This window comes from Halonotius sp. GCM10025705 (assembly GCF_042662885.1).
Classification (GTDB): Archaea; Halobacteriota; Halobacteria; order Halobacteriales; family Haloferacaceae; genus Halonotius; species Halonotius aquaticus.
The window spans coordinates 845,989-859,273 of sequence record NZ_JBHSZD010000001.1; the positions used below are offsets into that span (position 1 = coordinate 845,989).

Here is a 13,285-nt window from a genome sequence, read left to right on the forward strand (position 1 = left end):
TCAACACGTTATCGCCACTGCACCACGTTCCGAAGCGTGTTGGCGACGACCACCGCAAGATAGCCGCCTGTGAGCACGGTCATGACGGGCGAGCGACCCAGCAGAACGATTAATCCGATTACGAGCGGGCCAGCGATGAGGAGCCCCTGAAACACCGGGTCGTCGGTACCGGCATCAAGCACTGCATTGAGAAGCGGCCACTCAGTGGGCTCCATTAGTACATCCCTCCGCGTTTCAGCACGCCCCGGAGCAACACGAGCACGGGGATGATTTCGAGCCGGCCGATCCACATGTTGAACAGGAACATCACCTTTCCGAGCGTCGGCAGCGATGTAGGCCCCGTAATGCCGGTCGAGAGCCCGACGTTGCCCTGCGCGCTGGCGACCTCGAAGAAGATGTTTTCGAGCGTGTACTCGCCGGCCGGGAGCACCGCCATCAGCACCGCCGCACCGAGTGCCAGAAACAGCAGCCACAACAGCGCGATGATCGCGGCCTCTTCGAACTCCTGGCTCGCTTCCGTCTCCGTCAGTCGCCGGTTGTTGATCTTGAGGCGACGAACTGCCGTCTCTGGATAGAAGACGTCGACAATGCGGAATCGGATCCCTTTGAGTAGCGTCGCCAGCCGGATCAGTTTGATCCCGCCGACCGTTGATCCCGCGGCCGCGCCGACGACCATCCCGAAGGTGACGGTGAGTTGGGCTCCCATCGGCCACCGTCCGAGCGCGACGTTCGTCGAGTCAACGGCGGTTTGAAAGCCGGTACAGGACATCGCCGAGACGAACTGGAACAGCCCGTACCGTACAGCGGTAAACAGCGAATCGTACGTGCCACGGAGATAGACGATCCCCGTTAGTAGCACCGAGCCGAGGCTGAAGAAGCCGAAGATCCAACGCGTCTGCAGATCGCTATAAACGTTTTTGAGATCGCCATTGAGCATCAGGTAATGGATCGGGAATGCGATACTCCCGAGCACCATGACGGGCAACAGCGCGAAATCGATCAGCGCTGAATCGTAGGTCGCAATCGAGTTGTCCGTGATCGAGAAGCCGCCGGTCGCCAGCCCGGTCATCCCGTGGTTGATCGCCCCCAGATCGGCATCCCGGCCAGCCAGAGGATGAGGATCGACGTGAACGTAAACAGGATGAAGATCCACCAGATCGTCCGAACCGTCGAAACGATACTCGGGTGAATTTTCTCGGAGCGGGCTTCGCTCTCGTAGAGCGTCAGCGAGCCACTGCCCGGGCGGGCGAGGATCGCCGTCGTGAGGACGATCACGCCGACTCCGCCGACCCACTCGATGATCGTCCGCCACCACTGCAGCGTCCGCGGCAGGGCCTCCTCATTGTCGGTCATCGTCAGCCCCGTCCCGGTGAAGCCGCTCATCGACTCGAAGAGCGCGTTCAGCGGGTGTTGGAACGCCGCGACCGTCGAGGCCGCCCGCCCGGTGAGATCCGGTGCGCCAAGCCCAGCGGGGTCGATGGCAATCGTCCACGCGATAAGCAGAAACGGCAGCGAGCCGAAGACGCCGACAGCCGCCCAGCCCGTCGCCGCGACCATCATCCCATGGAGTTTGCCCGGTGGGTCGGCGTCGCTGAATCGGCGTCTGAGCACGATTCCAATGCTGAGCGGGACGGCCCCGGCGATCACCATCGCGGGAACCGCGTAGAACTCTCCCCAGACGAGGGTAACGAGGATCGACGCGAAAATGACGACGCCGAGGGCTTCAGAATCCGACCGAGATCCCGGCTGATCGTCGCCGTCGCACCCCTCATTGCTCAGCCTCCGGTGAGGATAAGCAAACACCGACGGGGCGACTGAGTGGTGTCATTATGCGAGATGATCTTCGTCATGGCCGAAGATGTCCGTGACCTCCGGCGTCGCGCCGACAGCCGAGTAGACCGTCAGGAGATCACCGGCGTGGATTTCGGTGTTGCCGCGTGGCGTAATCGGCTCACCAGCTGAGTTGCGTTCGATGGCGACAACGAGCATATCAGCAGTGATCAGTCCTGTATCCGCTGCTTCCTTCAGTGTCTTTCCGGCGATGGGGGCGTTTTCTGCGACAGTGATTTCGAAGACCTCCGCCACATCACCGATCCGGAGGTAGTCGACGATGGCCGGCCGTGAAACCGAGCGATAGAGGTGTTCGGCGATGAGTTCTTGGGGGTTCTCCATCGTGTTGACGCCGATCTCCCGGAAGAGGTTCATATGGTCGGTGTTGTGGACGACCGAGAGAATCGAGGGGATGTCGAACTCCTTGGCGAGTAGACTGACCATCACGTTCGTTGCGTCCTGTTCAGTCGTCGAGATGATGCCGTCGGCGCGGTCGGCACCGGCGTCCGCCAGCGTCTCTTTGACCGTCGCATCATCGTTGATGACGAGACAGTCGTGGTCGCCGGCGACGCTATCGGCACGGGCCGAATCGCGTTCGATGACGACGACCTCGTTGCCGGCTTCGATCGCAATCTCGATCAGTTGGCCGCCGATGTCGCCCGCACCGACGATGATGAGATACATTTACTCGGGGTATTCCGTTTCGGGGTGAAAAATTGTGGTTTTCCCTGCCGCCCGTCCCGTCGTTACTCGCCGAAGAGCCGTTCGAGCAACGAGCGGTTGTGTGGCCGCTCGGCCAACAAGACGGTGCTGTCGACATCATTGAGTACCTCGAAGGCCAGCGAGCCACGCATCAACCGCGAGAGCAGGCCTTCGCGTGTCGCGCCGATGATGACCATCGAGCGGTTCTCGGCGTGGCGGGCGATGGAATCTTCAACGTCGCCGGACGTATCGACGATCCGGTTGGCGTCGTCGAGGCTGTGATCTGCAGCCCACGTCGAGAGGAACTCCTCACCCTCGGCCTGTTCGGTGTCGTCGTCGACGACGTACAGCAGCGATACGTCGTTGCCGCTGTCAAGCAACACCTCGGCGACCTCTGCGCTGAGATCGGAGCTGTAGCCACCCGCCGTCGGCAGCAACACGTCCGAGGGATCGAAGCCACGATCCTTCATCACGAGGAAATCACACGGGAGACTGCTTGTCAACTCATCCAGCGGGCTCTCGACGCGACCTGCCGACAGTGGCGTATCGCCGGCCCAGCCCATCACGACCAGATCGGCGTTGTTCGTCTCGGCAGCGTCGAAGACTTCCTCGAAGGATCGATGCGAGATGATCGTTTTTGTCTCAACATCGGCCCCAAACGTCTCGGCGTCCTCGCGGGCCGCATCAAGGAGTTTCTCCGATTCGGCGTCGATCCGCTCGATGTGTTCGGAGCCGGCATACAGCGGGGTCTGATCGGGAACCTGAACGATATGTGTCGCCAATACGCTGCCGCCCTTGGCTTTCGCTATGAGACTCGCTAACTCGATAAGGTCGCGTTCGGTACGCGGGTTCGACAACGGCACCATCACCCGATACTCGCCGCCATCAGGTTTGACCGAACTCGCCGCCGACACTGCCGCATCGGGCATCTCCTCGGAGCGCGAGAGGATATACTCCGAGAGGACACCCTCCCGCGTCGTCCGCGAGCGGGCATACAGCATATACCACGCCAACGCCAGAGCGACGAACAGCCCACACAGCGCGATGACAAACGGCTCGATAAAGGCGATCAGCGCGAACGACAACACTGCCCCAAGAATCGGCGTAATCGGGTACAACGGCACGGTAAATTCTGGGTCGTACTCGGCAGGATCACCCTCACGGAAGACGATCAACGAGAGATTGAGCAGGCCATAGACGACCAGATGGAGGACGCTACCCGCCGTTGCCAGCAGTTCGAGGTTGCCGACGACGATGAACAGCAGGATCAACACGCCGGTCAGCGCAATCGATTTGTACGGCGTGCCGAACCGTTCGTGCACCTCATTGAGCGACGGCGAGACGATCTTATCGCGGCCCATCGCGAAGTTAATCCGCGAGGATGCGAGGATCGACGCGTTCGCCGACGACGCCGTCGCAAGTAGGCCGCCGAACAGCAGGGCGGCCGCACCGATCGGCCCGATCAGTATCCGGGCAACCTCGACGACGGCGGTGTCGTTGCCGGCGACGACCTCGTTGGGGACGGCCGCCAGCACGGCCAACAGGACGAGCGCGTAGATCGCGGTGACGATGACGACGCTACCGATGATCGCAATCGGGAGATTACGGCCCGGATCCTGAATCTCCTCGGCAACGGAGGTAATCTGGACAAAGCCGAGATAGGAGACGAAGATGATGCCAGTCAGCGGCAACAACGGCGTGAGGCCTTTGGGCGCGAACGGCCGGAGGGTCTGAATATCGGCGTTTAAGAGCCCAAATAGCGTGAATACCGTGAGAATGCCGAGCAGGATGAAGACGATGATATTCTGCAGTTTGCCGGTTTCCTTCGCACCGACGTAGTTGACCGTCACGAAAAACGCGGCGCCGAGCAGCGCGACGATCTTCGCGCCCGACAACGACAACGGGCCGAGAGCCAGTCCCGGAACACTGACGAAGGCGTTGACGTACTCGCCGAGCCCAAACATGTAGAACGCCGAGGCAAAGGTGAGGCCGATCCAGTTGCCCCAGCCGGCGACCGAGCCGAACAGCGGCCCGAGTCCGCGGTTGACATAGAAGTACGCGCCGCCGGAGCGCGGCATCGCGGTGCCGAGTTCGCTGGCCGACAGCGCGGTGAAGATGGCGATAGTGCCGCCGAGGATGAACGCCCCGGCCGACAGCGGCCCCGCCATCTCGACGGCCGTGCCCGGCAGCACAAAGATGCCAGCGCCGATCATCGTCCCGATGCCGATCGTGAGTGCCGACGTGAGCGTCAGATCCTTCGCGAGTTCGTCCTCACTCATCGGGATCACCCCGATCGCAGTGGGGTTGGTGGGAGACAGCGTGGCGACGGCCTGACACGGTCGATACAGGCGAGGTACCGGGTAAACGACGATTCAGCATACCGGAGTGGTCGCGGCCACCGGTCTTAATCGGTTCGGCTGCAGATTGTCAGGTTCTGACACAATCCTTATGCAACCGCCCTCGGTGGTGTTCGTATGGACAACTCAGCAGACACCACACCCGAGATGCTGTCACATGTCCTCCTCCCTGTCGCCACGGAGGCTGACGCCGAACACACCGCCAGCGCGCTTGCGCCGTACGCTCCCGAGCAGGTGACTGTCCTCCATGTCGTCGAGAAAGGCGGCGGTTCCCCCGACAAAACACCGGTCGAACAGTCAGAGGGGATCGCCGAAGCCGCTGTCGAGGCCATTCGAGAGGAGTTCCCCGATGCAGAGCTACACACAGCCTACAGTCGGGATGTGGTCGATGCGATCTTCGAGGTCGCCGCCGAGATCGACGCCAGCGCGATCGCCTACCGCTCTCGTGGCGGCAACCGACTCGTGCAGTTCCTCTCGGGTGATCTCTCGGTTAAACTTGTCACCCACGCCGACCGCCCCGTCATCGCACTCCCCCGAGGCGACGACTGACGATCGCTCACTCGTTCGGGCCCACAATCGAGTCGTCACCGCCGGTCTTGGCGTTGTGGCTGCCCGGGGTGATCTCTGACTGACTTTTATCGCGCTGGCCGCCGCCGAACAGCCGTTTCAGGATCGATCGTGAGGAAGGACGTTCGGCCAACAGCACCGAGCACTCAACCTCGTTGACAACATCGAGATGGAGGAGTCGCTTGCGAGCCGGGAGAGCAGACCGCGCTCGGTTGCGCCGATGGCGACGAGTGTCGCGGTGTCGGCCGCCCGCTTGATCGCCGCCTCGATATCGCCGCCGGTGTCGACGATCTGCTCGGCATCATCGAGGCCGTGTTCGGCGGCCCAGCTGTCGAGGAACGCCTCGCCAGCAGCCGTTTCGCTCGGATCGTCAACGACGTGGAGCAGCGTCACCGACGCCCCAACGGCCGACTGCAACGCGGCAGCGATCTCCGCACTCAGCCCTGAGTCGGGGCCGCCGGCCGTCGGGATGAGGATTTCGGAGGGGTCGAGGCCGCGATCCTTGAAGATCGCAAAGTCACAGGGGAGCCGGTTGGTGATCTCATCCAGCGGCCGCTCAGCACGGGCTGCATGCCAGAGCTGATCGTCGCCCCACTCCATGGCGACGAGTTCCGGTTGGGTTCGGCGCGCCATATCGAAGATCTCCTCGAAGGCGTGATGACTCGCCAGCGAGGTGACGGTGATGTCGACCTCGCACTCATCGCCGAGGGCGTAGATGTCCTGCATGCGCTTGTTGGATTCAGCCTCGATCCGTTCGACGTTGCCACCGCTGACCAACGAGAGCTGTTCGGGGGCCTGAATGATGTGGACAACGTGGACGGTGGCGTTCTCTTGTTGGCTGGCGACCCGGGCGGCAAGTTCGACGAGTTCTGTGTCGGTTCGGGGGTTCGTGATCGGCACCATCACCCGGTAGCGATCCTCGCCGACCAGCGTCGCCTCAACCGAATCGAGGATCGGTACGTACGATCGCCCGGCGAACCGACCGAACGCCCACTCGGGGAGCGTGAGCCGGCGACTCAGCCCCTCGAAGCGGGCGTTTTCCAGCCGTCGTTCGCTCGTCTGGAAGTAGTTGACGACGGTGACCAACACAACGCCGCCAAGCGTGTTCCCAAGTAAGACCGGCAGCACGAACTCGGTGAGGCCCGGCAGGAGAGCCAGCCGACCGAGCAAGACGAGATAGATGACCTCGGTAAAGGAGACGACGACGTGGAACAGATTCCCCAGTGGGATCGCCAGAAACGCGATGTAGACAACGAGCAGCCGGGAGACCGTATCGGTTGCCGAAAAGATAACCCAGACGACGCCGGCAACGATCAACCCGGCGAACACCGCTTTGAAAAACAGCGACCACCAGCCGGTTTCGAAGGCGCCCTTTTCCGCCAGCTCGATGGCTTTCGTCGTCGTTTTTGCGTCGAAGACGCCGCCGTAGGCCAAGGCGACCGCACCGATCGCGCCACCGGTGAAGTTGCCTGTCAGCACGATCAACCAATGGCGCAACAGCGTCGGAATGCTGGCCAATCGCTCGATGGTCAGCGCGACCGGCGGCAGCGTGTTTTCGGTGTACAGCTGGTAGCCACCGACGATAATGTAGATGAAGCCAAGCGGGTACAGCATGACGCCGACGACGGGGTTGTCGCTGGCTGCCGACAGCGACGCATACAGCAGAAACGTGATCGTGATCGCAAAGCCGGCGGCGACCGCACTGAAAAACAGCTCCCGAACGCCGGAGGTGATCTCCTCGTCGGCGGCGGCGACCACCCGCTGAAACACTTCGTCGGCCGAAAACCGGTCGCGGAGGACTTCGCCGACCGCCGGCGCGCCGCTGCGGGATCGCTCAACCGCCTCCCGAACGGAATCCTCGGGATCGGAGGGGAGTCGCTCATTGCCGAAGCTCATTCGGGCGGCACCCTAAGAGGTTGTCTTTTCGGCCAAATCTCGGTTATGACGGCGCACCATCGAGGATAGCGAGCCCGCTGGAGGCCCCGATCCGCTCGGCTCCCGCCTCGATCATCGCCATCGCCGTCTCGTAGTCGCCGATCCCGCCGCTGGCTTTGACGGGCAGGTACTCCGCCATGAGTTTGACATCCGCCACGGTCGCCCCGCTCGGTTCGCTGTCGGCGAAGCCGGTCGACGTTTTTACCATGTCGGCGTCGGCGTCGACGGCGGCCTCACAGGCACGATGTTTCTCGTCGTCTGTCAGCAGGCCAGCCTCGATGATGACCTTCACCGGGATCGGTACCGAGGCGACGACCGCGCCGAGTTCGTCGGCAACGGCGTCGTCCTCGCCGGCTTTGAGGCGGCCGACATTGAGTACCACGTCGAGTTCGTCCGCGCCAGCTTTCCAGGCGACTGAGCCGGCTTCGCGTTTGATCTCGGGGTCGGCTTGGCCGTGCGGGAAGCCGATGACGGTGGCGATGGTGAGCTCATCCCCGGCGTCGCTGGCGACGCTGTCGACATAACAGGGCGGAATACAGACGTTCATGCCAGCCTCGGTGGCCTCGCTGACGACGCGTGCAACGTCGTTGGCCGTCGTCGTCGGCCCGAGGACAGTGTGGTCGATCTTCGCTGCAAGGTCGGCGCGCTTCATACGCCCCGGAGACCATCCATCGGCAAAAAGCTCCCCACCGGTGGGCAACACGCAACGCCGGCGACCACAACCCTTTCTACCGACTCACCGAAACCGGGGGTATGGTGTTGCTTCCGGCTGGCTTCAGCCTCCCGCCGCTGCCCTACGCCCTCGCGTTGCTCGCTGGTGGAGCCGCCGTCGCCGTCGGATTTGCCCGGCGACGGCCACCGGTGACGGCTCGTCACATCCTCTCGCTGACGCCGTGGATGGCCCTCGGCTCGACGCTGCACGTCCTCTACGGGATCGATGGCCTGCCGGCGATCATCGCCCCGTTCGGTGGGACGGCCGCGGTGTATCTGACGACCGCGATCCTGGCCGGGGCGGGCTGGCTCGCTGTCGACGCCGTTCGCCCGACGCGGGTTCCCTCGGTGCTCGCTGGTGGAGGGCTCGCCGCGCTGCTTGCGACAGTCGCCGTCGCCTTGCGCGCCGGGCTGGCTCGCGGGACGCTTGCGCCGTCGTGGCCGGCCGCCGGCCTGCTGCTGACGGCCGCGCTGACCGCCGGTGGTTGGCTGGGACTCCGGCGGGTTCGACCGGCGGCGACAACAACAACCGGCGCGGTCGGGCTGCTTGCGCTTTTCGGCCACACGCTGGATGGCGTCTCAACAGCTATCGGCGTCGACGTGTTGGGATTCGGCGAGCGCACGCCGCTGTCGCAGGTGATTCTTGACGCCGCGGCAGCCTTGCCGACCGCCGAGACGATCGGCGTTGGCTGGCTGTTCGTCCTTGTGAAAATCGGCGTTGCCGGCGGGGTCGTCGTGCTCTTTCGGGAGTACGTCGACGCCGAGCCGACGGAGGGATACGCGTTGTTGGGCTTTGTCGCCGCCGTCGGGCTCGGCCCGGGCGTCCACAATCTGCTGTTGTTCACCGTCGTTGGCGGCTGATGTAGATAACGTACAGAGGCTCTTGTCTGACCTGGCAGAAAATATTGGATATGTGATATAGTTGTATGGAGTGCTGCAGATAGAGGGTGAGTTCAGCAAGTTCAGCTGCGGTCTCTATTTCTTAGAATATGATATTTATAATTCATGTTGCCTCGATAGACTAATCGTATTGAATCGGCATCTCGGGAGAAAGGTCTCGCTCCGACCGGTAGAGTCAATTATATACAGAACTAACTTATCAACTATTGCGTGACACTGAACCAGTTTATCCGGAATGCGGATTTTAAGAATTATTCTCTTGTCACGGTCAATCAAGAGTCGCCTTTGCCTGCTCAGTCAATGCTCGAAAAAGTGTTTGACGACCAACCAATAACGGTCACAGAACAACAGGAACCGTCTGATGAAACCGATACAGTCTATCTGGTTGAAGACGACGAGGTTATTGCCTCATCACCATTGAAAGCGATCCAAGAATCAATTCTGTTGGTTAATTCCGACCTCTATATCACGGGCAACCGCGAGGTGTCTGCTGTTGATCCACCAGACGTAATCAGGCAGTTGGAAGATGTCCGGTTTGAACTTCGTGGCTACCCCGAATCGAACAACGAAAAATTACTTTTGATTATTATTTCTCGATATATTGAACGACTTGCACTTGAAAGTGATAATGGGAGACATCGAGCTTCGTTCCAGCGACTTTCACGGCTTGACGATGAACTAGGCACAAAGCACGTATACAAGCAACTAGCAGAGTCGGCGGTTGATACGCATGTCTATGGGCTTCCAGATTGGACCCTCCTGCTGAATTTGAGGTGACAATGCATGGAGGCTGGTCTGAGGCGTTTCAGGACTCTTGGTTCGTTGTCTTCAAACCAGAATCGCAGACCGCTCAGCACGCTGCATTAGTTGCACTCGAAACCAGTCCACGTTGCTGGGAAGCGTTTTGGACGTACGACACGGCCACGGTAAATGAGATCAACCGATATATTGAGGAACACTTGTAGCCAATTTGGGTAGACGGTAGGGTGAACTTACTAACGATCCCTGGTTTGCTTTCCAGTAAAAATGTGAAGTCTTAGGAGTTGAAGACCGCTCCGACATTTGTCTCAGACAAGCTCTCAGTAAGGTCGTTGAGCTCTCCTTCCAACGATTGCATCCTGCTTTTTAGTTGCTCAAGCTGTGCTGGAGCATCACCAGAAGAAAAGTCAGACATCAAGATATCATGTTTCTCAGCTGCTTCATTGTAGCGTAACAGGAGCTCGCGGTAATCGGCGATCAAAAAGGCTCGCTCGACCGCCTCAACAACTTCTTCCTCAGAGACTGGTTTACTCAGATACCCGTCAACCGGCATATCTATAATATCGAGATCTGGATCGACAGCTGAAATCATAATAACCTGATAATCAAGTTCATACTCATCAATATGTTCTGCCACCACATCTCCAGACATCCCAGGCATGCGGCGATCAAGTAATATAAGATCTATTTCGCGGTCGCTTGGGGTCAGTTCACAAAGTGCTGCGCCTCCATTGGTTTCGACACGAGTTTCGTATTTATCACTCAGGTAGAGTTCGTATGATTCAGCAACCATCTCCTCGTCGTCAACGATCAATATTGTCTTGCTATCCCCGTTGCTCATGATTTATAGTCAACTCCGAAATATAAAAAGTGTTTTTTATTTGGCTGGGGCGGTCGGTATCCCGTGTAATTCAAATCTGGCTCCGCCGTCGCTGCTCTCGGTAACGATAATCTCCCACCCAAATGTCTCAACAATCCGATCAACGATAGCTAATCCAAGTCCAGTTCCATCTCGTGAGTCAGTGTGCCCAAATTCGAAAATTTTTGATCGGGCTTCTGGATCAATCCCCGGGCCATTATCAGCCACATAGATGCTAACCGAATCACCCTCGTCTGTGGGTGGTGAGTCTATCGTTCCGACTCGAACTTGTACACGTGGGCCTCCGTGCTCGATTGCATTGCGAAATAGGTTTTCAAAAATTTGTTTGACCATTGACTCTTCAGCTTTGATATTGGGGAGAGGCGAATCAATTTCAATATCAGCCGTCGTAGATGTTGGCCATGAATCACTGATTACCTCGCGCAGTTCTACGTCAGTTACGTCCGGTGAATTATATCCATATTTTGCCAATGCAAGCAAATCATCAACCAACTCTTCCATCCGATCAAGCGTTCTGTCGACCTCGTCAATATAGTCGCTATCACATTCTGCTGCGATTAGATCCAAGCCTGATCGTGACTTCTGTATCGGATTATTGAGTTCGTGAGAAACGAAGCTGACAAATTCTTCAAGTCGCTTGTTTTCCTCCGCCAATGAACTATCGGCACTTCCCGCTTCAGCTATCTGTTTGTGTATCAAATCACTCACCGTTTCCACAGGAGTATCTGTTGTATCGGGATCAATGTAGCCAGCAGCCCCGTTCGCATACATCCTAGTTGCTACGGAACTACTCCCATTTGTGGGTATCACGATGACGGGAGTCTGATCTAACACATGGTCGAGAAGGCGGGTAGCATCGATTGCTGGGTAATTATGATCTGTTATGACGCAATCGAATTCGTCACTGCGGGCAGAGAAAATCTCTACTGCATCTTCGACTGAATCTCGCTCAACGATACTACAGTCTATGTGAGATTCAACAGCTGAGGCAAATTCCGGGAGACCAACAAATAAAACGAGATGATTCACACAATATATATCTTCAAGCAGTCGTAATAATAATTACTCCTCTGCTCCTTCGGATCAAGTTGTTCTGTCCACCTCTCGAAGCGAAACAGATAATTTGAGGACTAGCTGGGAAGAAATTTCAACTTACGTATAATTAATCCTGGCCTCTCAAAGATACGCACTCCTACGTTTGTGCTAAAATCATTAGTAGGGCAAACGCTCAAGTCAAAAAATTTCATTTTACTAATATTATATTACAAACGCATAATTTTATACTATTGTACCACAAGGGAATGGTTATGTCAGAGTCGTCCCAAAAAATAACTGAGACAGAGCGTCAAATGGTTGATGGCAGTGAACTTACCACTGCTATTGGTGTTGATGAAGGTGAGATTGAGTGGCGAAAGGAATATACGCAATTTACCGATCAAGATGCCCAACAACTCGAAGCTGTTAGCCACCTTTTTGATGACATTGCTGAAGATCTTGTAGATGATTTTTATGACCGCCTCCAAAGTTACAACGAGACAATCGCAATCTTAGATTCATCATCAAAACCGGTCAAAGCACTCAAAAAAGATCAACAACGATATCTAAAGGAGTTAGGAAGCGGCCAATACGGACAACGTTACTTTGACCGGCGTGCCCGAATTGGAAAGATTCATGATATGCTCGATTTAGGGCCAAAAATATACTTTGGGGCCTACTCCGTCTATTACACCGGCATTCTCGAACGATTTGGCCAAGAGATCAAGTCACAGTTTGACTCTCGTAAGTTCGACGATGCAGTTGATACACTCATTTCTCAGACGCTGGCGGTTCAGAAGCTCATCAATCTTGACCAGCAAATTGCCATGGATACCTATATTCATTCGTACAACGAGCAGGTCAAAGACGCGATGGCTGAACAAGAGCAGTTGATGCAACAGGTTGAAACTGATCTTCAAGCACCCATTGAGCAAGTTGCAGATGCTGCCCAGAATGCAACACAGAGTACGAATAAGGTCAACAAGGCAATTCAAGAACAAACTGATTCGATGGATGAGGTGGCAGGCGAGGTCTCGGATATGAGCGCGACAATTGAGGAGATCGCCTCAACAGCAAGTGAAGTGAGCGACACTAGTTCTGAAGCCAAGGTAATGGCTGAAGAAGGGTCGGAATCAGCAGATCATGCGATCAATCAGATGGAGGGCATTCAGGATGCTGTCCAAGAAGTCGGCGATGAAATGGGTGAATTGCAAAGTGAGATCGGCGAAGTCGGTGAGTTTACAGAGGTTATTAATAATATCGCAGACCAGACAAATCTACTTGCATTGAATGCGTCAATAGAAGCTGCACGGGCTGGTGAGGCCGGCGATGGCTTTAGCGTGGTTGCAGAAGAAATAAAGAATTTAGCTGAAGAATCGAAGCAGAATGCCGAAGAGATAGAAAAAACCGTCACTAATGTGCAGGATAGAACCGAAGATACAGCAGAGAGTCTACAAGAGGCCACAGAGCAGGTTCGACAGGGGATTACGCAGGTCGTACGTGTTTACCCCCAGAACGATTTCGCCACGCTCTCGTAAGTTGCTCCTGACTTCACAGTAGAGCAATGCAGACGACAGAGCGTTTTTCGAGGGACGGTCTCCGGCAGGGA

General features: G+C 57.4%; 10 protein-coding genes and 2 pseudogenes. 4 read left to right on the plus strand and 8 right to left on the minus strand.

The window, feature by feature from the left end:
- Window positions 1-8: 8 nt before the first annotated feature.
- The 4 genes and pseudogenes from ACFQJB_RS04810 to ACFQJB_RS04825 all read right to left on the minus strand — a co-directional run bounded on the left by ACFQJB_RS04810 (window position 9) and on the right by ACFQJB_RS04825 (window position 4,811).
- Window positions 9-215, minus strand: coding sequence for a hypothetical protein (locus ACFQJB_RS04810; RefSeq protein WP_379724568.1), 207 nt, complete (start codon window positions 213-215; stop codon window positions 9-11).
- Window positions 215-1,772 (minus strand): annotated as a pseudogene (locus ACFQJB_RS04815) (TrkH family potassium uptake protein). Before ACFQJB_RS04815 ends, ACFQJB_RS04810 begins: the two are co-directional and overlap by 1 nt.
- Before the next feature lie 55 nt (window positions 1,773-1,827).
- A complete protein-coding gene (locus ACFQJB_RS04820) occupies window positions 1,828-2,514 on the minus strand; it encodes a potassium channel family protein (protein ID WP_379724571.1) in 687 nt (228 codons plus the stop codon).
- A gap of 62 nt (window positions 2,515-2,576) precedes the next feature.
- Window positions 2,577-4,811, minus strand: coding sequence for an amino acid permease (locus ACFQJB_RS04825; RefSeq protein ID WP_379724574.1), 2,235 nt, complete (start codon window positions 4,809-4,811; stop codon window positions 2,577-2,579).
- A gap of 195 nt (window positions 4,812-5,006) precedes the next feature.
- On the opposite strand from ACFQJB_RS04825, the gene ACFQJB_RS04830 reads away from it, so the two are divergent.
- Window positions 5,007-5,438 carry a universal stress protein gene (locus tag ACFQJB_RS04830; RefSeq protein ID WP_379724577.1) on the plus strand — a complete coding sequence of 144 codons (432 nt, stop codon included), beginning with the start codon at window positions 5,007-5,009 and terminating at the stop codon, window positions 5,436-5,438.
- Between the two features lie 7 nt (window positions 5,439-5,445).
- On the opposite strand, the pseudogene ACFQJB_RS04835 reads toward ACFQJB_RS04830, so the two are convergent.
- Both ACFQJB_RS04835 and deoC read right to left on the minus strand, forming a co-directional pair.
- Window positions 5,446-7,352, minus strand: a pseudogene (locus ACFQJB_RS04835) (formate/nitrite transporter family protein).
- A 43-nt stretch (window positions 7,353-7,395) separates the two neighbouring features.
- Window positions 7,396-8,043: a deoxyribose-phosphate aldolase gene (deoC, locus tag ACFQJB_RS04840; RefSeq protein WP_379724580.1), complete on the minus strand. Its 648-nt coding sequence runs from the start codon at window positions 8,041-8,043 to the stop codon at window positions 7,396-7,398.
- 101 nt (window positions 8,044-8,144) lie between these two features.
- Here deoC and ACFQJB_RS04845 point away from each other — a divergent pair, with 101 nt between their 5' ends.
- Window positions 8,145-8,963 carry a DUF63 family protein gene (locus ACFQJB_RS04845; protein ID WP_379724583.1) on the plus strand — a complete coding sequence of 273 codons (819 nt, stop codon included), beginning with the start codon at window positions 8,145-8,147 and terminating at the stop codon, window positions 8,961-8,963.
- Between the two features lie 249 nt (window positions 8,964-9,212).
- Complete coding sequence (locus tag ACFQJB_RS04850) at window positions 9,213-9,779, plus strand: histidine kinase (RefSeq protein WP_379724586.1); 567 nt, start codon at window positions 9,213-9,215, stop codon at window positions 9,777-9,779.
- Between the two features lie 259 nt (window positions 9,780-10,038).
- On the opposite strand, the gene ACFQJB_RS04855 is transcribed toward ACFQJB_RS04850, so the two are convergent.
- Complete coding sequence (locus ACFQJB_RS04855; protein ID WP_379724589.1) at window positions 10,039-10,602, minus strand: response regulator transcription factor; 564 nt, start codon at window positions 10,600-10,602, stop codon at window positions 10,039-10,041.
- A 36-nt stretch (window positions 10,603-10,638) separates the two neighbouring features.
- Complete coding sequence (locus tag ACFQJB_RS04860; RefSeq protein ID WP_379724592.1) at window positions 10,639-11,670, minus strand: sensor histidine kinase; 1,032 nt, start codon at window positions 11,668-11,670, stop codon at window positions 10,639-10,641.
- Window positions 11,671-11,948: 278 nt separating this feature from the next.
- Here ACFQJB_RS04860 and ACFQJB_RS04865 point away from each other — a divergent pair, with 278 nt between their 5' ends.
- Entirely contained in the window at window positions 11,949-13,214 is a 1,266-nt protein-coding gene (locus tag ACFQJB_RS04865) for a methyl-accepting chemotaxis protein (protein ID WP_379724595.1), read from the plus strand.
- Window positions 13,215-13,285: the final 71 nt, after the last annotated feature.